The 19,496-nt window shown below is 65.6% G+C and carries 16 protein-coding genes; 7 read left to right on the top strand and 9 right to left on the bottom strand.

The features are described from left to right. Window positions 1–9 precede the first annotated feature (9 nt). From ACVZTU_RS10380 to ACVZTU_RS10390, 3 genes are all read left to right on the top strand, one after another. Window positions 10–873, top strand: coding sequence for a DUF3097 family protein (locus tag ACVZTU_RS10380; RefSeq protein WP_139467369.1), 864 nt, complete (start codon window positions 10–12; stop codon window positions 871–873). Window positions 874–1,037: 164 nt separating this feature from the next. Continuing rightward, the gene (locus ACVZTU_RS10385) at window positions 1,038–1,712 is read left to right on the top strand and encodes a magnetosome magnetite crystal formation protein family (RefSeq protein WP_139467370.1); all 675 of its coding nucleotides are present in this window, start codon (window positions 1,038–1,040) and stop codon (window positions 1,710–1,712) included. Between the two features lie 85 nt (window positions 1,713–1,797). Beyond that, complete coding sequence (locus tag ACVZTU_RS10390) at window positions 1,798–2,655, top strand: DUF4870 domain-containing protein (protein WP_259356826.1); 858 nt, start codon at window positions 1,798–1,800, stop codon at window positions 2,653–2,655. A gap of 87 nt (window positions 2,656–2,742) precedes the next feature. On the opposite strand, the gene hemW is transcribed toward ACVZTU_RS10390, so the two are convergent. Together hemW and lepA are read right to left on the bottom strand one after the other, a co-directional pair. After that, window positions 2,743–3,972 (bottom strand): radical SAM family heme chaperone HemW, encoded by a 1,230-nt coding sequence (gene hemW, locus ACVZTU_RS10395; protein ID WP_482400347.1) that lies wholly within the window; start codon window positions 3,970–3,972, stop codon window positions 2,743–2,745. After that, window positions 3,973–5,841: a translation elongation factor 4 gene (gene lepA, locus ACVZTU_RS10400; protein ID WP_253903700.1), complete on the bottom strand. Its 1,869-nt coding sequence runs from the start codon at window positions 5,839–5,841 to the stop codon at window positions 3,973–3,975. 161 nt (window positions 5,842–6,002) lie between these two features. Between lepA and ACVZTU_RS10405 the strand changes: the two genes are divergently transcribed. The 3 genes from ACVZTU_RS10405 (at window position 6,003) to rpsT (ending at window position 8,012) form a co-directional block, all read left to right on the top strand. Continuing rightward, window positions 6,003–6,767 (top strand): endonuclease/exonuclease/phosphatase family protein, encoded by a 765-nt coding sequence (locus ACVZTU_RS10405; protein ID WP_482400348.1) that lies wholly within the window; start codon window positions 6,003–6,005, stop codon window positions 6,765–6,767. Between the two features lie 124 nt (window positions 6,768–6,891). Continuing rightward, the gene (locus ACVZTU_RS10410) at window positions 6,892–7,506 is read left to right on the top strand and encodes a type II toxin-antitoxin system PemK/MazF family toxin (protein WP_458312333.1); all 615 of its coding nucleotides are present in this window, start codon (window positions 6,892–6,894) and stop codon (window positions 7,504–7,506) included. Between the two features lie 245 nt (window positions 7,507–7,751). Further along, window positions 7,752–8,012 (top strand): 30S ribosomal protein S20, encoded by a 261-nt coding sequence (gene rpsT, locus ACVZTU_RS10415; protein ID WP_139467376.1) that lies wholly within the window; start codon window positions 7,752–7,754, stop codon window positions 8,010–8,012. A 130-nt stretch (window positions 8,013–8,142) separates the two neighbouring features. Here rpsT and holA read toward each other — a convergent pair whose 3' ends face one another. The 5 genes from holA to ACVZTU_RS10440 form a co-directional block, all read right to left on the bottom strand. Then, window positions 8,143–9,126 carry a DNA polymerase III subunit delta gene (gene holA / locus ACVZTU_RS10420; protein WP_482400349.1) on the bottom strand — a complete coding sequence of 328 codons (984 nt, stop codon included), beginning with the start codon at window positions 9,124–9,126 and terminating at the stop codon, window positions 8,143–8,145. Window positions 9,127–9,186: 60 nt separating this feature from the next. After that, window positions 9,187–11,526, bottom strand: coding sequence for a ComEC/Rec2 family competence protein (locus tag ACVZTU_RS10425; protein ID WP_482400350.1), 2,340 nt, complete (start codon window positions 11,524–11,526; stop codon window positions 9,187–9,189). Continuing rightward, complete coding sequence (locus tag ACVZTU_RS10430) at window positions 11,510–12,442, bottom strand: ComEA family DNA-binding protein (protein ID WP_139467378.1); 933 nt, start codon at window positions 12,440–12,442, stop codon at window positions 11,510–11,512. The genes ACVZTU_RS10425 and ACVZTU_RS10430 overlap by 17 nt, the downstream gene beginning before the upstream one ends. A gap of 127 nt (window positions 12,443–12,569) precedes the next feature. Beyond that, window positions 12,570–13,445 (bottom strand): DegV family protein, encoded by an 876-nt coding sequence (locus ACVZTU_RS10435; protein WP_139467379.1) that lies wholly within the window; start codon window positions 13,443–13,445, stop codon window positions 12,570–12,572. After that, a complete protein-coding gene (locus ACVZTU_RS10440; protein WP_139467380.1) occupies window positions 13,442–14,749 on the bottom strand; it encodes a UDP-glucose dehydrogenase family protein in 1,308 nt (435 codons plus the stop codon). Before ACVZTU_RS10440 ends, ACVZTU_RS10435 begins: the two co-directional genes overlap by 4 nt. 95 nt (window positions 14,750–14,844) lie before the next feature. Between ACVZTU_RS10440 and ACVZTU_RS10445 the strand changes: the two genes are divergently transcribed. Beyond that, complete coding sequence (locus ACVZTU_RS10445; RefSeq protein WP_139467381.1) at window positions 14,845–15,561, top strand: hypothetical protein; 717 nt, start codon at window positions 14,845–14,847, stop codon at window positions 15,559–15,561. Between the two features lie 86 nt (window positions 15,562–15,647). Here the strand turns inward: ACVZTU_RS10445 and nadE are convergent, their stop codons facing one another. Together nadE and leuS are read right to left on the bottom strand one after the other, a co-directional pair. Next, window positions 15,648–16,481, bottom strand: coding sequence for an ammonia-dependent NAD(+) synthetase (gene nadE / locus ACVZTU_RS10450; protein WP_139467382.1), 834 nt, complete (start codon window positions 16,479–16,481; stop codon window positions 15,648–15,650). Between the two features lie 99 nt (window positions 16,482–16,580). Continuing rightward, complete coding sequence (leuS, locus tag ACVZTU_RS10455; RefSeq protein ID WP_482400351.1) at window positions 16,581–19,496, bottom strand: leucine--tRNA ligase; 2,916 nt, start codon at window positions 19,494–19,496, stop codon at window positions 16,581–16,583.

Raw genomic sequence — 19,496 nt, forward strand, 5'->3', positions numbered from 1 at the left:
TTATGGTGGGTGCCCGTGAATGCTTTTGATCGATATGGTCCCGATGTGCTCTCCGGTTCCTCCCCGTCGTCGCACCGTCCGAAGAAGTCCCGCCAGGTCGAGCTCGGCCTGGGCATGGTTCTCGAGGATGCGATGAGCGGCTATGTCGGTGCTGTCGTCGGCGCGGAGAAGACCACGGCCGGTGTCGTCGTCAAGCTCGAAGATCGCGTCGGCAAGGTGCGTGCCTTTCCCCTGGGACCGGGCTTCCTCCTCGAGGGCCGGCCCGTCGATGTGCAGCTGCCGAAGAAGAAGGCGCAGCAGCCCGGACGGACGGCGTCGGGGTCTCGCGCCGTGGTCGGCGCGAAGGCTCGGGTGGCTCGTGGGTCGCGGATCTGGGTCGAGGGCAAGCACGACGCCGAACTCGTCGAGAAGATCTGGGGCGATGATCTGCGCATCGAAGGCGTCGTCGTCGAACCCTTGGGCGGTCTCGATGATGTCACCGACAAGCTCGAGGCCTTCGGTCCGGATCGGGACCATCGAGTCGGTGTCCTCGCCGACCATCTGGTTAATGGGACGAAGGAATCGAAGATCGCCGAGGCGGTCCGTGCCGATCCGCGCTACCGCGATGTCGTCCACATCATCGGTCACCCGTACGTCGATATCTGGCAAGCGGTGAAGCCCCACGTCGTCGGCATCCGCGAATGGCCGGTCGTCCCTCGCGGTGAGGATTGGAAGACGGGAATACTGCGTCGCATCGGATGGCCGCATGCCGACCATCGGGACGTTGCCCGCGGGTGGGTGCGCATCCTCGGGAAGGTGAGCACCATCGCCGATGTCGAACCGACGCTGTCGGGTCGCGTCGAGGAGCTCATCGACTTCGTCACCGTCGGCTGAGTGACTTCGGTGGTGCGGCGCGGTGGTTCTTGGTGGTCACGCGGATCTGTCGGCGTGTGCCGACGGCGTGTGCCGAATCTGTCACAGGAGTGAGGCTTTCCCGACATCCTCGGGACACTTGGCTCGGCTAGTGTGAATGGCAAGCGTTTCTCGAAAGGATCCCCATGTCGTATCACCCCGAGCAGCCGGGCAGCCGGCCGATGCCGCCGAACTACTCTCAGGCCTCAGGTCCGCAGCAGCACTACGCGCCGCAGAGCCAGCAGTATTCTCAGCCGCAGACGCACAGCGGTCAGACGAACTACGAGGGCCAGCCGGGATATGGTTCGCAGCGGGCGTACGGCGCTCAGCCGAACTACGGGGGCCAGCCGGGATACGGCGCGCAGCCGGGCTACGGTATGCCGCAGATGCACAACCCGGCGATGTTCGACTCCCGCTCCCTGCCTGAGCAAGCCTACGGACCCGGCTCCGAGCAGTTCTGGATGGCCCACGAACCCGACCGGACCACGGCATTGTGGACCCACCTCGGCTCGCTCATCTTCGGCTTCATGCCGCTCATCATGTTCCTTGTGAAGAAGGACGAATCGCCGTTCGTCCGCGAGCACTCACGTCAGGGTCTCAACGCGATGATCACGAACACGATCGTCACCTTCGGTGCGCTCTTCGTCTTCGGCTTCGTCGGTTTCATCCTGGCACTGGTGACCTTCGGGATCGGCATCATCGTCATGTATGCGGCGCTCATCGTTCCGCTCGTCTACTGCGTCTTCTACATCATCGCGGCCGTCGCAGCGAACAAGGGTGAGGGGTATAAGTTCCCGCTCACAATCAATTTCGTGAAGTGACCATTCCCGCTCACCCCGGGTTCTCTGGGGCTGCCCGGACTCTCTGGGTTAGTGTGGAGTGATCGCACACTCTGAAGGGACTCTCATGTCGGACAACCCGCAGCAGCCGAACAACGAACAGTCACAGCCGATGCCTCCGAACTACTCCCCGCAGTCGGGCTCGCAGCAGCCGTACACCCAGCAGCCACAGCAGGGTTCGCAGCCACAGCAGAGTGGTCAGGCCCAGCAGGATGGTCAGGCCCAGTACGGCTCGCAGCCGCAGACCCCTCAGCAGGGATCGCAGCCGGGCTATGGCTCGCAGCCGCAAGCCGGGTACGGCTCCCAGCAGCAGAATCCGGCCTCCGGATCTCAGCAGCAGAACCCTCAGCAGCAGTATGGTTCCCAACCGGGCTACGGTTCGCAGCAGGCAGGCGGCGCCCAGCAGCCGTACGGTTCTCAGCAGCCCTACAGCGCTCCGCAGGGACACCCTCAGCCCGGTTACGGATTCCAGGGAGCATCGTCGGCGCAGTCGGCTGCCGCAGGAGTGCCCATGGGGGCCGAACTGCCGGATGCGGCCTACGGCCCGAATTCGCTCGGATTCTGGAATGCAGATCAGAGTGAACGGACGACCGCACTGTGGTCGCACCTCGCTCACGCCGCCACCTATGTCGTCGGTGTCGGCTGGATCGTCACGCTCATCCTCTTCATCATCAATAAGGACAAGTCGCCGTTCCTCCGCCATCATGGCGCACAGTCGCTGAATCTGCTGATCATCGGCGTCATCGCGGCGTTCGGCATCGGGCTGATCGGCGGAATCCTCACGATCGTCGGAATCGGCTTCCTCATCCTCCTGCTCCTGCCGGTGCTCTCGATCTACATGATCGTCATCGAGATCATCGCCGGCATGGCAGCCAACCGCGGTGAAGGCTACCGCATTCCGATGACGCCGAACTGGATCAAGTGATCTGACGTCCAGTGAGAGCCTCACCCCGGCAGATTCGCTGAACAGCTCGCCCCGCCACTCGTTCCCGAATGGCGGGGCGAGACTCATTCACACGTATTCGGTGAGGATGCGCACCATATAGTCGGCCATGAGTCGTCCCTGCAGAGTCGGCTGGAACCAGCCGGTCGCGGCACCATCGGCGTCGAGCAGTCCCTGCCTGACGAAAGTCCTGATCGCCTGTTCGCTGCCCGGGGCCAGAGAATCGAGACGCAGCTCGCGGTCGATCCTGGCCGCCAGCATGATCCGTTCGATCTCCCGGGTCTGAACGTCGAGGACCTCACGACCGATCGCCGGGGACTCCCCCGCCAACAGCCGATCGGCCCAGGCACGGGGGTGTTTGGCATTCCAGAACCGCACGCCTCCGACGTGTGAGTGGGCGCCGGGCCCGAAGCCCCACCAGTCGGCATTGCGCCAATAGGCCATATTGTGCTCACAGCGGGTCTCGAGACCGGTCGACCAATTGCTCACTTCGTACCAGTGCAGACCAGCAGCGGAGATCGCTGCGTCGGCGATCTCGTATTTGTCGGCCAGGTCATCCTCATCAGGCATCGGCAGTTCGCCGCGGCGAACCATCGCACCCATCTTCGTTCCCGGTTCGACGATGAGGGAATATGCCGAGATGTGATCGACCTCGTTGGACAGCGCCACGTCGAGAGAGCGACGCCAATCGTCGATCGACTCCCCCGGGGTGCCGTAGATGAGGTCGAGGCTGAGCTCGAGGTCGGCGTCCTTGACCCAGCGGGCCACCTCGGGGATCTTCTCCGGGTCGTGGGTGCGGTCCAAGGTCGCAAGCACGTGCGGCACGGCCGACTGCATACCCATGGAGATCCGGTTGAAACCGGCTCCGGCAAGGGTCGCGATGTAGTCGGGGTCCAAGGTGTCGGGGTTGGCTTCGGTGGTGATTTCGACATTCTCGGCCAGGCGGAAGCGGGCGCGGACATCGTCCATCACCCCGGCGAGCACATCCGCTGCGAGCAAGGTCGGGGTGCCCCCGCCGAAGAAGATCGTCGAGACCTCACGGTCGCCGGCCCCCGCCTCGGCGAGGGTGGCCACGGACAGATCGAGCTCACGGGCGAGATTGCTGCGGTAGTCCTCGCGGGACGCGCCCGGGCCGAGATCGTCGGCGGTATAGGTGTTGAAGTCACAGTAGCCGCAGCGGACCCGGCAGTACGGGACGTGGATGTAGAGGCTCAGCCGCCGCTCCGCGGCCCCGATCCCCACCGATGTCGGCAGCGAACCGTCGCGCGGAGGGACCTCACCGGTCGGTTGTGCGGGCACTTACTTCTTGCTGTCCTTCGTCTCCGGCTCGTCGGAGGACAGGGCCGCGATGAACGCTTCCTGCGGAACCTCGACGGTGCCGACCATCTTCATCCGCTTCTTGCCTTCCTTCTGCTTCTCGAGCAGTTTGCGCTTACGGCTGATGTCACCGCCGTAGCACTTCGAAAGGACGTCCTTGCGGATGGCGCGGATGGTCTCGCGGGCGATGATGCGTGAGCCGATGGCCGCCTGGATGGGCACCTCGAACTGCTGGCGCGGGATGAGCTTGCGCAGCTTTCCGGCCATCGCCACACCGTAGGAGTAGGCGTTGTCGCGGTGGACGATTGCGGAGAACGCATCGACCTGGTCGCCGTGCAGCAGGATGTCGACCTTGACGAGGTCGGAGGCGTCCTGGCCGTCATCGGAGTAGTCGAGGGAGGCGTAGCCCTTGGTCCGGGACTTCAGCTGATCGAAGAAGTCGAAGACGATCTCGGCCAGGGGCAGCCGGTAGCGGATCTCCACACGGTCCGAGGACAGATAGTCCATGCCCTGGAGTTTGCCGCGGCGATCCTGGCACAGTTCCATGACCGCGCCGATGTAGTCGCTGGGGGTGAGGATCGTGGCCTGCACCATCGGCTCCCGGACTTCCTTGATCTTGCCCGTCGGGTACTCGCTCGGGTTCGTCACCACGGTCTCCGAACCGTCTTCCATGGTCACGTCATAGATCACGGACGGGGCGGTGGAGATGAGGTCGAGATCGAACTCCCGTTCCAGGCGGTCGCGCAGGACTTCGAGGTGGAGGAGACCGAGGAATCCGCAGCGGAAGCCGAAGCCCAGTGCCGTCGAGGTCTCGGGTTCGTAGGCGAGAGAGGCGTCGTTGAGTTTGAGTTTGTCCAGCGCGTCGCGCAGCACCGGGTAGTCGGACCCGTCGATCGGGAAGAGTCCGGAGAACACCATCGGTTTGGGCTCCCGGTAACCGCCGAGGGCCTCTGTCGCGGGCCCCGCAGCGGCGGTGACGGTGTCGCCGACCTTCGACAGACGCACATCCTTGACACCGGTGATGAGGTAGCCGACCTCACCGACGCCCAGTCCCTTCGTCGCCTTGGGCTCGGGCATGGAGGCGCCGATCTCCAGCAGCTCGTGGGTGGTGCCGGTCGACATCATCTCGATCTTCTCGCGTGGGGACAGAGAACCGTCGATGACGCGGACATAGGTGACCACACCGCGGTAGGTGTCGTAGACGGAGTCGAAGATCATCGCGCGGGCCGGGGCCTCGGCATCGCCGACGGGCGCGGGGATATCGGTAATGATGCGGTCGAGGACCTCCTCGACGCCTTCGCCCGTCTTGCCGGACACGAGCAGGCAGTCCTCGGGTTCGCAGCCGATGAGGTTGGCGAGCTCTTCGGCGTACTTCTCCGGCTGTGCAGCCGGCAGGTCGATCTTGTTGAGCACGGGGATGATCGTCAGATCGTTCTCCATGGCCAGGTACAGGTTGGCCAGCGTCTGGGCTTCGATGCCCTGAGCGGAGTCGACGAGCAGCAGGGCACCCTCGCAGGCGGCCAGGGACCGCGAGACCTCGTAGCTGAAGTCGACGTGCCCGGGAGTGTCGATCATGTTGAGCGCGTACGGGGTGTCCTCGTGCTCCCACGGCATGCGCACAGCCTGGGATTTGATGGTGATTCCGCGTTCGCGTTCGATGTCCATCCGGTCGAGGTACTGGGCACGCATATCGCGGTTCTCGACGACGCCGGTCATCTGGAGCATGCGGTCGGCCAGGGTCGATTTGCCATGGTCGATATGAGCGATGATGCAGAAATTGCGAATCAGCTCGGGTGAGGTGGCAGACGGTGAGATCCGCTTTGCAGCTTCCTTATTCACCTGAGGTGACATGAACGCCCTTTCTTTGACAGACCAGGTCCCCAGACAGACCGGATCCCCCATTGTTTCATGACTTGCGCGCGGACCTGGAATCCACGGGCGTGCACGTCGTGATCGTCCGGATCTTTCGCGATTCGCCCCGCCGAACGGTGCCGATCGGGGAAGATGGTCTCATGAGCGAATTCCGGGTCATGAGCTTCAACCTCCGCTATCCCGCGATGGACGGTCATCCGGTGGCCGAGCGGCTGCCCATCGCCGCCGATCTCATCCGGCGTGCACGTCCGCACCTCATCGGCACCCAAGAGGGCGAACTCGACCAGCTCGAGACGCTCATCAGCCTGCTGCCCGAGGAGTACATCTGGCTCGGAGAGGGCCACTCCGGTGGCAACTCCGGCGAGTTCACAGCCGTGATCCTCGATTCGAAGCGCTTCGATGTGGAAGGCGTGGACATCAGCTGGCTGTCCGAACAGCCCGACACCGTGGCCTCGGAATCGTGGGGAGTCTCGCATGCGCGCACCCTGACGACAGTCGATGTCCGCGACTTCGAATCCGACCGGCGTCTGCGTGTGCTCAACACCCACCTCGATCACAAGTCCGAGCGAGCCCGTCTCGAGTCCGGTCGGATCATGGCCGAGACCATCGCCGAGGCGGCCCATCCCTGCGTGGTCACCGGCGACTTCAACGTCGCCACCGGCTCCCCGGTCTACGACTTCTTCTGTACTGAGCTCGGCCTCACCGACACCGCCGCCGAGGTTCCCGGTGAGGACATCGGCACCTTCCACCGCTACAAGGGGCCGAAAGCAGGCGAGCCACGCATCGACTGGATCCTCACAACCCCGGGCCTGCGCACACTGTCCACGCGCATCGACACGTTCGAGGTCGACGGGAAGTACCCTTCCGACCATTTCCCCGTCGAGGCGGTCCTCGAATTCTCGTGACCGTGACGGCTCGTTCGACCGATCATTACGGGTCGTTTGCCCGTCCGCGTCGGCTCGTTCGCCCGACCGGGTCGGCACACAGTTCTTTGCAGCCTGTGACAGCCGGCTCGTTTAGGCTGGACGTATGAATTGGAGATCACTGGTCAATCGGGCCGCGAGAATCGGTGTCCGCGAAGGGCTGCGCTATCTGCGCCAATCGCAGTCGAAGAAGAACTCCGGAGGCGCATCGCAGCCGACGGATGCCAGCCGGCCGAATCCGGCACGGTCCGGCGGTGGAGGTGCCGCCTCGGCGGGTTCTGCCGATCGTTCCGACTCGGACGGCCAGGGCGGATCCGGTGCGTATCCCGGCGATTACACGGGCACGATCACGGTCAGCTACTCCCCCGACCTCGACGGCGACGCCGATCCGGGCGAAGTCGTCTGGGGGTGGGTCCCCTTCGAGGAGGACCACTCGCAGGGCAAGGACCGACCGTCCCTCGTCGTCGGACGTGACGGCCGATGGGTGCTCGCGCTCATGCTCACCAGCAAAGATCACATCCCGGGCGGCGTCGGCGAGGTCCGGCAGGACCGGCACGCGAAGTGGATGAACATCGGCACCGGGGATTGGGATTCGCAGGGTCGGCCCTCGGAGCTCCGCCTCGATCGCATCATCCGGCTCGATCCCGATTCGATCCGCAGGGAAGGCGCGATCATGCCCCGCGACGTCTTCGACCGGGTGGCCGGGCACATCTCCGGCTGAGCCCCGGCAGACCGACCGAGCGAAGCCTGCAGCTTCCCTGCGTTGCTGGGCGCGCAGGGATTTCCAGCCCGGGACGAGAGCCTGTATCATAGGTGATTGTGTCTTCATCAAGGCGTGTGTCTCGCCGAGGTCGGGTGAAGACGCCATCGGATTCGATGTCGTCGATGTGTTTCCCCGCGGAGATGATCATGTCGGTTCGATGCGCCCTCACGACCATGTACCACTAACACGAAAGAGTGTTGAAATTGGCTAATATCAAGTCCCAGATCAAGCGGATCAAGACCAACGAGAAGGCTCGTCAGCGCAACAAGGCTGTCCGGTCCGAGGTTCGGTCCTACGTCCGCGTCGTTCGCGAGAACATTGCTGCCGGCAACAAGGAAGAGGCACAGCAGGCTTATGCTGTGGCTGCCCGCAAGCTCGACAAGGCTGTTTCGAAGGGTGTTCTGCACAAGAACAACGCTGCGAACCGCAAGTCGCGCCTGGCCACGCAGATCAACGCTCTCTGAGCGCACGACTGAGGCTATAGCTTCACGGGGTCCGAACCACACGGTTCGGACCCCGTACTTTTTACTTATTACTACCTGACGGCGGCCCAGCAACCTCGCGCGAGGTTGCTGGGCCGCCGTCAGGTAGCAATTAGCGGAGGCGGGCTAGGCGGGCGACTTCTGAGACGAACCATTCGACGGCGTAGACGGGGTCACGTCCACCGCCCTTGACGGCCGCATCGGCCTCGGCTGCGGCGATGAGCGACTGGCCGAGCGCCACCTCGTTCCACCGCCTCACCTCCCGGCGGGCCCGGTCGACCTGCCACGGAGCCATCTTCAGCTCGGAGGCCAGCTCGCCGCTGGTGCCGGAGAACCCCTGCACCTTCGCCATACCGCGCAGCTTCATCGCAACTGCCGCCACCAGCGGGACCGGATCGGACCCGGTCGACAGGGCATGCCTGAGCAGGCTGAGTGCGTTCTTCGCGTCTCCGGCCACTGCCGCATCGGCGACCTTGAAGCCGGTGGCTTCGACCCGGCCGCCGTAGTACTGGTCGACGACCTCGGCGGTGATCGTGCCTTCGGTGTCTTCGATGAGCTGGTCGACCCCGGCATTGAGTTCGGCGAGATCAGAGCCCAGCGCCGACATGAGCGCGGCCATTCCCGCCTCGTCGATGCGCCGCTTCGCGGTCTTGAACCGGGTCTGGGCGAACTTCGCCCGATCGCTTTCGTTCTTCAGCACCGCCGCGTCGATGCGCGGGAAGCCGGCGGAGTCGAGTTTCTTGATGAGCTTCGCTCCCCGGTTGCCGCCGGCGTGCAGCAGCACCACGACGGCATCATCGTTCGGAGCGTCCAAATAGGCCAAAGCGTCACCCAGGAAGTCCTCCGAGCACTTCTCGACGGCATCGACGACGATGAGCTTCGAGGACGAGAACAGAGACGGTGAAGCCGCCATCGCCAACTCGCCGGCCTGGTATCCCGCTGCGTCGAATTCGATCTCTTCGGGATCCTGTTTCCGCGCGGCCGACACGATGCGTTCCTTGGCCATGCGCACGAGCACCGATTCGCCACCGGAGATCATGACGACAGGGGCCGGTTTCGCCGAGCTCCACGGGATCAGGGTCTTCTTCACTGCCATGGACCCCAGCCTATCGCGGCTGCCCGACATGACCGGCAAGGCGGACCGACACCCGCCGTCTCACCCCTTGTCCTCGGAACAGCTGTGGCCGGTGCTGAACCGACTCTGCGCGTAGAGCGCAACCGAACCGCAGTGATCGGTGCGCAGCACGGGCACGGGGCCGAAGGAGCGCAGTGACTTCTCACTCGGATGCCCGTAGCTGTTCTCCCCCACCGAGACGACGCCGAGACCGGGAGCCGCTGACGCGAAGAACTCGGGTGCCAGATCGGAGGAACCATGGTGCGGTGCGACGAGCACATCCACCGGTCGCACCTGTTGGGCGAGCACATACTGCTCCTCGGCGCCGACGTCGCCGGGCAGCAGAGTGCTCAGACCCTCCTGTTCGACCCGCACCACCAGGGAGTCTTCGTTGCGCAGCTCCTCGTCCTCTGCCGCAGGTACCGAGCGCAGGGGCGGCCACAGCACCTCCAGGCTCGCTGCCTCGAAGCTCAGCGTCCGGCCGCGGTGGGTGGGGACCGCCTCGGCGCCGATGTCAGCGATCACGCGCCTGACTTCGGGCGAGGACGCGACGTTCGCGGAGACGAACAGCCGATCGACCGTGCGCCCCCACGTCGTGCCCGCATAGCCGGCGAAATGGTCGGCGTCGAAGTGGGAGATGAACAGATCGAATTCCTCGATCCCGGATTCGTCGAGGCAGGTGTCGATGGGTTTCGGCTCGCGCCCCGTGTCGACGACAAGGCCCCGACCATCACCGAGGTTGATGATGGCAGCCGAACCCTGACCGACATCGCAGACGAGCACCAGCCAGTCCGCTGCAGGCGGCTTCGCCCTCACCGTGACGATGACGGCGGCCGTGAGCAGGCAGCACAGGACGAGGACGGGTAGACCCCAGAGGCGACGCCGCACGAGCATCCACGTACCGGTCACGGCGAGGCCGAGCAGCCCGAGCGCCAGCAGCGTTCCGAGCGGCGGCACCGGCCAGTCCAGTGCCGCTCCCGGCAGTGCGGCGCAGACTCGGGCAACGAGGACGATCCACCAGGCCGGAAAGGACCCGATCCACGCCAGCAGGGCAGAGGCGAAGTCGGCTCCGGGCAGCCCTGTCGTCACGATGCCGGTGGCCACGAGGCTGAGGAAGCCCGCCACCGTCGCCGGCATGACCGCGGGTGCGGCCGCGGCGTTGGCAGCGACCGACCACAGTCCGATGCGCGGGTCGATCGCCACCAGCACCGGGGTGCACGCGAGCTGGGCGACGAAGGGCACGATGAGCGCGGTCACGAGCACCGTGGGCAGCAGCGGCAGGTGCACGGCGAGACGGCGCAGCAGGATCGGGACGACGAACATGATCGCGGCGGTGGAGACCACGGACAGGACGAACCCCACCGAGGTGGCCAACACCGGCACGAAGGCGAGCAGCAGGCTCGCGGTCGAGCACATGACCGCGACCGGGGAGATCCCACCGCCGCGCAGAAACACGAGTGCCGCCGCAATCGCCATTCCGGCGGCCCGGATGGCGCTGGGTTCGAATCCGACGATGAAGACGTAGCCGAGGCAGGTGAGCACTCCGATGCTCACGCGCAGCCGTGGACCGGCTCGGCAGGCTCCGGCGAGCAGTCCGGCACCGAGGCTGACGATCGTGACGTTGCTGCCCGACACGGCCGAGACGTGGGTGAGGGAGACGACCCGCATATCGTCGATCATCCGGTCGTCCTGGGGCGAGGTGTCACCGACGACGAGTCCGGGCAGCAGCCGTCCTCCGTCGTTGCCGGCGGCGAGAGAATCGACGCGGAGTTCGGTGCGCAGCCGCTCACGCCACTGCCACAGTCGGTTCGGTGCTTCGAGCACCTGTGGTTCCGTATCGGTCGAGCGGATATCGTCGAGGCGCTGAGTGCGCATCCGCACGGTCGTTCCGTCGGCAGCGATTTCGGGACTGAGCACGTGAGTGAATCCGGTGGTGGTGAGCAGCGTCAGTCGCGTCCAGCCGGACGCTCCGGGTTCGCTGTGGCCGACGACGAGCCCCGTGGTCTCGGCCTCATCATCCGGTCCGTGGGCGGCGGCCAGGGCGGTGATCTGGATCGTCAGCAGACAGGTGAAGACGAGAGCACCGACACCGAGGTGGTGGTGCCGTCGCAGGATCACGATCCCGAGGAGTCCGAGCACGGGAACGCCGAAGAGCACCCATGGCTCCGGTGACAGGAGTGCGCTGGCCCAGAGGCCGGCTGCACAGCAGAGGAGGCGGACGGAGCCCGGCCACAGCGCCGCCCGCTCCCGCACCCAGGCAACCGCAGCCGCGCACACATGTCGCAGGGCAATCAGTCTGCGCTCCCACGCCTGCTGCCAGGATCGCCTCGTTCGCAGCTGTGTGTGCGCGGCTGCGGGGCCCGGGTCAGCCGACGGTGACAAGGTCTTTGAGGCTTTCGAAGGTCTTCGGCCCGATGCCTTTGACGAGCAGCAGATCATCGACGCTCGCGAACGGCTGCTGGGTGCGGTGGCTGATGATCGCCTCGGCTGTGACGGGTCCGACCCCGGGCAGCGTCTCCAAGGTGGTGGCATCGGCGGTGTTGAGGTCGACCTTCCCCGCCTGACCGGGTGCCCCGCCGCTCGCGGCTGCAGATGAATCCGCGGATCCCGGCGAACCGCCTCCTCCCGCGCCCCCTCCCCCACTTCCAGACGAACCGGTTCCGTCCTGACCGGTCCCGTTCGCCCCGGTCCCGTTCGCATCGGCACCATCGACTCCGGCTGCCGGTTCTTCGCCTTCTGTCGGGATGTGGATCTGCTCACCGTCGGCGAGCACGCGCGCCAGATTCACCGCTTCACCGTCGGCTCCGGCGCTCAGTCCTCCAGCGGCTTCGACGGCGTCTTGGACCCGCGCACCTGCCTTCAGCGTGACCACGGAGGGGTCGTTGACCGCCCCGGTGATATGGACGGTCACCTCGCCGTTCGCATTCGCCGACTTCGCCGAGGCGGCTCCTTCCTGTCCTGCGGCTGATCCCGCCGATCCCTCACCGGCTTCTCCTGTTTCACCTCCCTCGCCGGTCGCGGCAGGCGACTGACCGGCTCCTGCGCCTTGGCCGGGATCGTCACCGCCGCCCACGGGCGAATGCTGTGCAGCGGGACGGAAGAGGAAGAAGGCGAGAACGAGGATTCCGACCGTGGCGATGCCGAGAGCTGCCAGCACGGGCAGACGCACGCGACGGGGCTCGACGGGTTCTTCCTCACCGGCGGTGTCGGCGGCATAGACGTCGCCCGGCACCCAACCGCCGCGCTCGGCACTGGCGCCCAGGAGGCCGGCGAAACGATCATCCGGAGACACAGCCATGGTCCGAGGTTAGGAAGCGCCGGTACGCAGCGGCCAGGGCAGAAGCGTCGCCTGTGGACAGAGCATCTGCGTCCACAGGGCAGAGGTGATCAAGTCACCCGAGCATCCCCAGGCAGGAATGTGTGAGTCAGGGTGTGGTCTGCACGGTCACACCGACCGTACCGGGGCCGACATGCGCGGTGATGATCGTCGACAGCGTCCTGAACGACGAGTCGAATCCGAGCTCGCGCAGCCGTGAGCTCAACAGCTCGGCATCCGCTGTGTCCATCTCCCCTTCGGCGTTCTGGACCTCGACGTGCACGGTGTCCTCGGGATCGGCCACCTCCGCAGCGGCCTGCGCGGCCAAGGCGACGATCTTCTCCAGGGCTTTGGTGCGAGTGCGCACCCGGGCCAGCGGAACGACGACTCCAGCGCTGAGACCGAGCACGGGGACGATCTGCAGGGCCCGGCCGAGCAAGGAGGACGCGGCGCCGATCCGGCCGCCTCGGCGCAGGTGTTCGAGGCTGCCGGGGGCGAACACGGAACGAGTCTCGGCCGCGCACCAATCGGCGATGGTTCCGGCGATCGATTCGACGTCGAGTCCCTGCCGGATCCCGGCCACGGCTACAGACAGTGCCCCGGCCAGTCCCGCCGAGGTGGTCCTCGAGTCGACGACATCGACGAGGATGTCCTCGGCTTCGGCGGCCTTGACCGCGGAATCGCGGGTGCCCGAGAGCTCCGCGGACATGGTCACGACGATGATGGCTTCCGCGCCGTCCTCGTGCAACCGTGCATAGGCGTCGGAGAACTGGGCCGGGGTGGCCATGGACGTGGTGACCTCGACTCCGTCGGTCATCTTCGCGCACAGATGCCCGGCATCGACCTCACCGTCGGCGAAGGCGACCCCGCCGATGAGCACGGTCAGCGGCACCACGGCGAAGAGACCGCCGGTGGCCTCGCTGAGCGCTTCGCGTTCGTCCGCGGAGAGCTGCGCCGTAGAGTCGGTGACCAGCCCGATTCTCATGGACGGCCCAGGGCTCGGTAGGTCCAGCCCGCTGCCCGCCACAGTTCGGGAGTGAGCACATTGCGGCCGTCGACGAGCACTTTCCCACTCACGAGCTCGGCGGTCGCCGCCGGGTCGAGGTCGCGGTATTCGCGCCATTCCGTCAGCAGCAGCACGGCTTGCGCCCCGGTGATCGCCTCGGCGGTGTCGGCGACGTAGTCGAGTTCGGGGAACGACTTCTGCGCATTCCCGATCGCCTGCGGATCGGTGACGGTGACCAGCCCGCCCTGGGTGGCGATGAGCCTGGCCACGGCCAGGGCCGGAGAGTCACGGACGTCATCGCTGTCGGGCTTGAACGCGGCGCCGAGGATGGTGATCTTCTTGCCGATGAACGACCCGCCCAGGGCATCGCGGGCGATGTCGACCATCCGCACACGACGGCGCATGTTGATCGAGTCGATCTCCTTAAGGAACGCCACCGCCTGATCGGCGCCGAGCTCCCCGGCCCTGGCCATGAAGGCGCGGATGTCCTTGGGCAGGCATCCGCCGCCGAATCCGAGCCCGGCGTTGAGGAACTTGCGGCCGATCCGGTCATCCATGCCGATCGCATCGGCGAGCTGGGTGACATCGGCTCCCGATGCTTCGCAGAGTTCGGCCATGGCGTTGATGAATGAGATCTTGGTGGCGAGGAACGAGTTCGCCGCGGTCTTGACCAGCTCGGCGGTCGCGAAGTCGGTGATCATCCGGGGCGTGTCTTCGGCGAGGATCGAGGCGTAGACCTCGTCGAGAGTTGCGGCCGCGGCCTGCCCCGGCTCACCGTCGGCGACTCCGTACACGAGACGATTCGGGTGGAGGGTGTCCTCGACGGCATGGCCCTCGCGCAGGAATTCCGGGTTCCACATCATGGCGGCGCCGGTGTCGGCGATGATTCCGGCCAGACGCTCGGCGGTGCCCACGGGAACGGTCGACTTTCCCACAACCACCGACGTCGCAGTCAGGTGCGGGTGCAGGGATTCCACGGCCGCATCGACATAGGTGACATCGGCGGCGAACTCACCGGGCTTCTGCGGAGTGCCTACACATACGAAGTGCACGGTGGCGTCGGCGGCGCGGGAGATCTCGGTGGTGAATTCGAGTTTTCCGCGCTCCTGAGCCTTCACGAGGAGTTCACTCAGTCCCGGTTCGTAGAAGGGCGGACGACCGGAGGTCAGGGCCTCGACCTTCTCCGTGTCGACATCGACTCCCGTGACCTCATGGCCCAGAGACGCCATGGCCGCCGCATGGACCGCGCCCAGATATCCGCAACCGATGACTGAAATCTTCAAACCGAGCTCTCCTGGGTATTGGCATGCGTTTTCGACCACACTATATGCCACCCGGTTGCACGATATGTGGAGGTTGAAACAGTAGGCTTGGAATTGTGAAGCGTTTCCTTGATTTCCTCACCAACTCACCGGCCGCCGTGACGTTTGCGGTGCTCACCGTGCTCGGCATCATCGCCTTCGCCATCCCCGGGCTGCACTCTGCCGCCTGGATCATCGGGCTCGTGCTGTGTCTCGGCGTGATCGCCGCGCTGCTGATGTTCCACGGCGAATGGCGACGTGCCCAACAGCAGATCGACGCACTGCGCCAGCAGCTCAGCGTCGAACGCGGTCGGATGGACACTCTCGGACTGACCCCGGTGGACGACAAGGTCGAGTTGCTTCCCGATGAGCGTCGCGCCCGCCGCATCCTCGAGCTCATCCCGGATTCGTCGGGCCTCGTCCAGTCCCTGCGCCTCGATGCGACCTTCGCCACCGTCGCCGTCGACGAACTCGAACCGCTCACCACCTTCTGTGCCGAATTCAAGAAGGCCAGCTTCGACAACCCCCGCTCGCACACCGCGTTCATGAACCTCTATCGGGCAGCCGAGGGCCTGTCGATCTGGGTGAAGGAGGAGACCCAGGTCTCCCCCGATGATGCCGGCACCCGTGAGATCCGTCCCGGCGATGCCCGCAAGGACGGCTGGCGCGGCTACACCGAGGCTCAGAGCCGGGGCGAACGCCTCAGCGACGACTTCGTCTCCTCCCGGTGGGAGTTCAACCAGACAGCACTCGAACTCGGACTCGTCTCAGGCACCCCGCCGTTCAACGACTGACAACGTTCGACAGACGACGTTCGGTAAAAAATTGAGGCCCTCACATTGTGAGGGCCTCAATTGCTGCCAGTGTTCACGTGCTCGGCTCAGTGCCGGATCCACCACGAATCCAACGGAGCCACGGGGGTGCGGCGTTTGTGCTCTGAGCGGCGGTACTTCTCGATGAGCGCCGAGGCGGCCGCGGGCTCGATCTCCTTCCCCTCGAGGAAGTCATCGATCTGGTCATAGCTCAGACCCAGCGACGATTCGTCCGTCTGCCCGGGTTCGTCATCGAGCAGATCCGCGGTGGGGACCTTGACGATGAGATGTTCGGGAGCGCCGAGGTGGCGCAGCAGTTCCCGTCCCTGCCGTTTGTTCAGACCTGCCAGGGGGATGACGTCGGCTGCGCCGTCACCGAACTTCGTGAAGAACCCGGTGACCGCCTCGGCGGCGTGGTCCGTGCCGACGACGAGCGCTTTCTTCTCCCCTGCCAGCTCGAACTGCGCGATCATCCGCATCCGGGCCTTGACGTTGCCCTTGCCGAAATCGGTTATCGGCTCTCCGGTGGCCTTCTCGTACTCCTCGGCGGCCGCATCCGTGGCGGCGCCGATGTTGATCGCGAGTTCGTGATCGGCGGCGATGAACGACAGAGCGTCCTGGGCATCGGCCTCATCGGTCTGCACATGGTGAGGCAGGCGCACGGCCCAGAATTCGGCATCGGCCCCACGGCGGCGCAGGTCCTCCACCGCCAGCTGGCAGAGCCTGCCGGCCAGTGTGGAGTCCTGCCCGCCGCTGATGCCGAGCACGAGACCTCTGACTCCGGTGGTGAGCACATAGTCGACGAGGAACTCGACACGCCGGGCGATCTCCGTCGCCGGATCGATCTGCGGTCGCACGCCGAGGGCGTGCCGAATCTCGTCTTGGACTCTGTCGTTCGTCATGCTCACACCAGTCGTAGTCGGGGGCGAAGCGCCGCCGTTCGGCGCCCGCACTCATGCAGTCTCCCAGATGCCGTGTTACGGCGAAGTATCGGCCGGGTCTCAGGCGTCGGGGACGATGTTGACGAGCTTGGGGGCTCGCACGATCACCTTGCGCACTCCGGCGCCGCCGAGGGCCTTGACGGCGTTCGGCGATTCGAGAGCCAGCTTCTCGAGTTCTTCTGCGGTGATGTCCGGGGCCACCTCGAGCCGTGCGCGCACCTTGCCCTTGACCTGGACCACACAGGTCACGGTCTCGGCGACGAGGTGGTTCGGGTCCGCCTCGGGGAAGGCCGCATAGGTGACCGTCGACTCGTGTCCGAGACGTGACCACAGCTCTTCGGCCAGGTGCGGTGCGAAGGGTGCGAGCATGATCGTCAGCGGTTCGAGGACGTCCCGGGTCGCACCGCCCTGTTTGGTGGCATGGTTGGTGAGCACGATGAGCTTGGAGATCGCGGTGTTGAACCGCAGATGGTCCATGTCCTCGCGCACACCGTCGATGACCTGGTGGAGGACCTTGAGCGATTCGGCGTCGGCCTCACCGTCTGCGACCACGGACTCGCCGGTGGTCTCGTCGACGAAGAGTCGCCACACGCGCTGCAGGAACCGCTGTGCGCCGACGACGGCGCGGGTGTCCCAGGGACGGTCCTGTTCCAGCGGGCCCATCGACATCTCATAGACGCGGAAGGTGTCGGCACCGAAGGCGTCGTACATCTCGTCGGGCATGACGGAGTTCTTCAGCGATTTGCCGATCTTTCCGTACTCCCGATTGACCTGTTCGCCGCCCAACCAGAACGTCAGCTCACCGTTCGATTCGGTTCTCTCCTCCACCTCGGCGGCGGGGACGTAGACGCCGCGGGAATCGGTGTAGGCATAGGCCTGGATGTATCCCTGGTTGACCAGACGGTGGAACGGCTCGGACGAGGAGATGTGCCCGAGGTCGAAGAGGATCTTGTGCCAGAAGCGGGCATAGAGCAGGTGGAGCACAGCGTGCTCCTGTCCGCCGACGTAGAGGTCGGCGCCGCCGCGCGGTTTCGAGGCCCGCGGTCCCAGCCAGTACTTCTCGTTGGCGGGGTCGACGAGGCGTTCGTCGTTGTGTGGGTCCGCGTAGCGCAGCTGGTACCACGAGGATCCGGCCCAGTTGGGCATCGTGTTCGTCTCACGCTGGTAGGTCTTCGGACCGTCGCCGAGGTCGAGTTCGATGCTCGTCCATTCCTGGTTCCTGCTCAGCGCCGGTTCGGGACGGCTGTCGGCATCGTCGGGCGCGTAGGTCCGCGGTGCGAAATCGTCGACTTCGGGCAGCTGGACGGGCAGCATCTCGTCGGGCAGAGCAATCGGGGTGCCGTTCTCGTCGTAGACGATCGGGAACGGTTCGCCCCAGTAGCGCTGGCGCGAGAACAGCCAGTCGCGCAGACGGTACTGGGTGGACTCGGTGGCCAGTCCTTTTCCGGCCAGCCATTCGGTGACCCGGGCCTTCGCCGCGTCGATCTCGAGGCCGTTGATGTCGATCTCGGCGTTGGCCGAGTTGATCATCACGCCGGTGCCGGTGAACGGCGCGTCCTCGTCGTGGTCGGCCGGAGGCTGCACAGTGCGGATATAGGGCAGTCCGAACGCCTTTGCGAAGTCCCAGTCACGGGCGTCTTCGGCCGGCACGGCCATGATCGCTCCGGTGCCGTATCCCATGAGCACATAGTCGGCGATGAAGATCGGAACCTCGGCCCCGGTGGCCGGGTTGAGCGCATAGGAGCCGGTGAAGATGCCGGTCTTCTCCCGGCTCTGCTGCCGGTCGGCGTCGGTCTTGGCCGCAGCGGCGCGCTGGTAGGCGGCGATCGCCTCGGCGGGGGTTGCCTCTCCCCCGCGCCAGGACTCGGGGGTGGACTCATCCCAGACCTCAGCGGTCAGGTCGGCGACCTGCGGGTGTTCAGGGCTGAGGACGAGGTACGTGGCGCCGAACAGGGTGTCCGGGCGGGTGGTGTAGACCTCGATGTCGGACGCATCGTCACCGGCGATGGGCAGGCGCAGCAGGGCGCCCTTCGACCGGCCGATCCAATTGACCTGCATGGCGTGGATCGCATGCGGCCAGTCCAGCACGTCGAGGTCGTCGATGAGGCGGTCGGCGTACGCCGTGATGCGCATGTTCCACTGGCGCAGACGGCGGGTGAATACCGGGTAGTTTCCACGCTCGGACAGACCCTCGGCGGTGACCTCTTCATTGGCCAGCACGGTGCCCAGCCCTGGGCACCAGTTGACCGGGGATTCGGAGACGTAGGCGAGGCGGTAGCCCTGCAGAACGTACTCGCGCTCCGCCGAGCTCAGCTCCGACCAGGTGCGACCGTCGGGTGTAGGGCGGGCACCGGAGGCGAACTGCTCGATGAGCGTGTCGATCGGTCGAGCCGCGCCTTTGGCCTCACCATCGGGGGTGGTCGCCTCGGTGTCGTACCAGGAATTGAAGATCTGCAGGAAGATCCACTGCGTCCATTTGACGAATTCGTCGTCGGTCGTGGCGAAGCGACGGCGCACATCGTGGGCCAGCCCCAGGCGACGCAGCTGCTCGGTCATGTTCGCGATATTGGCATCGGTGGTGATGCGCGGGTGCTGACCGGTCTGCACCGCGTAGAGATCGGCGGGCAGTCCGAAGGCGTCGTAGGACAGGGCATGCATGACGTTGCGTCCGCGCATCCGCTGGTAGCGGCCGTAGACGTCGGTGCCGAGGTAGCCCAGCGGGTGGCCGACGTGCAGTCCCACACCGGAGGGGTACGGGAACATGTCCATGATGTACAGGGACTCGCGCTCGCTGAGGTCGGCCGGCGGACCGTAGGGCGACGAAGCATCCTGGGAGTCGAGCTCGCCGAGGTCTCCGGTGGGGTTCGGGGTGTGGAACGTGCCCGATTCCTCCCAAGTGCGCTGCCAAGACTTCTCGATCTTTTCGGCCAGCGCCGCATCATAGCGGAAACCGGTCTCCTCAGGGTTCGTCGTCAT

Source organism: Brevibacterium sp. OS20, from assembly GCF_056837565.1.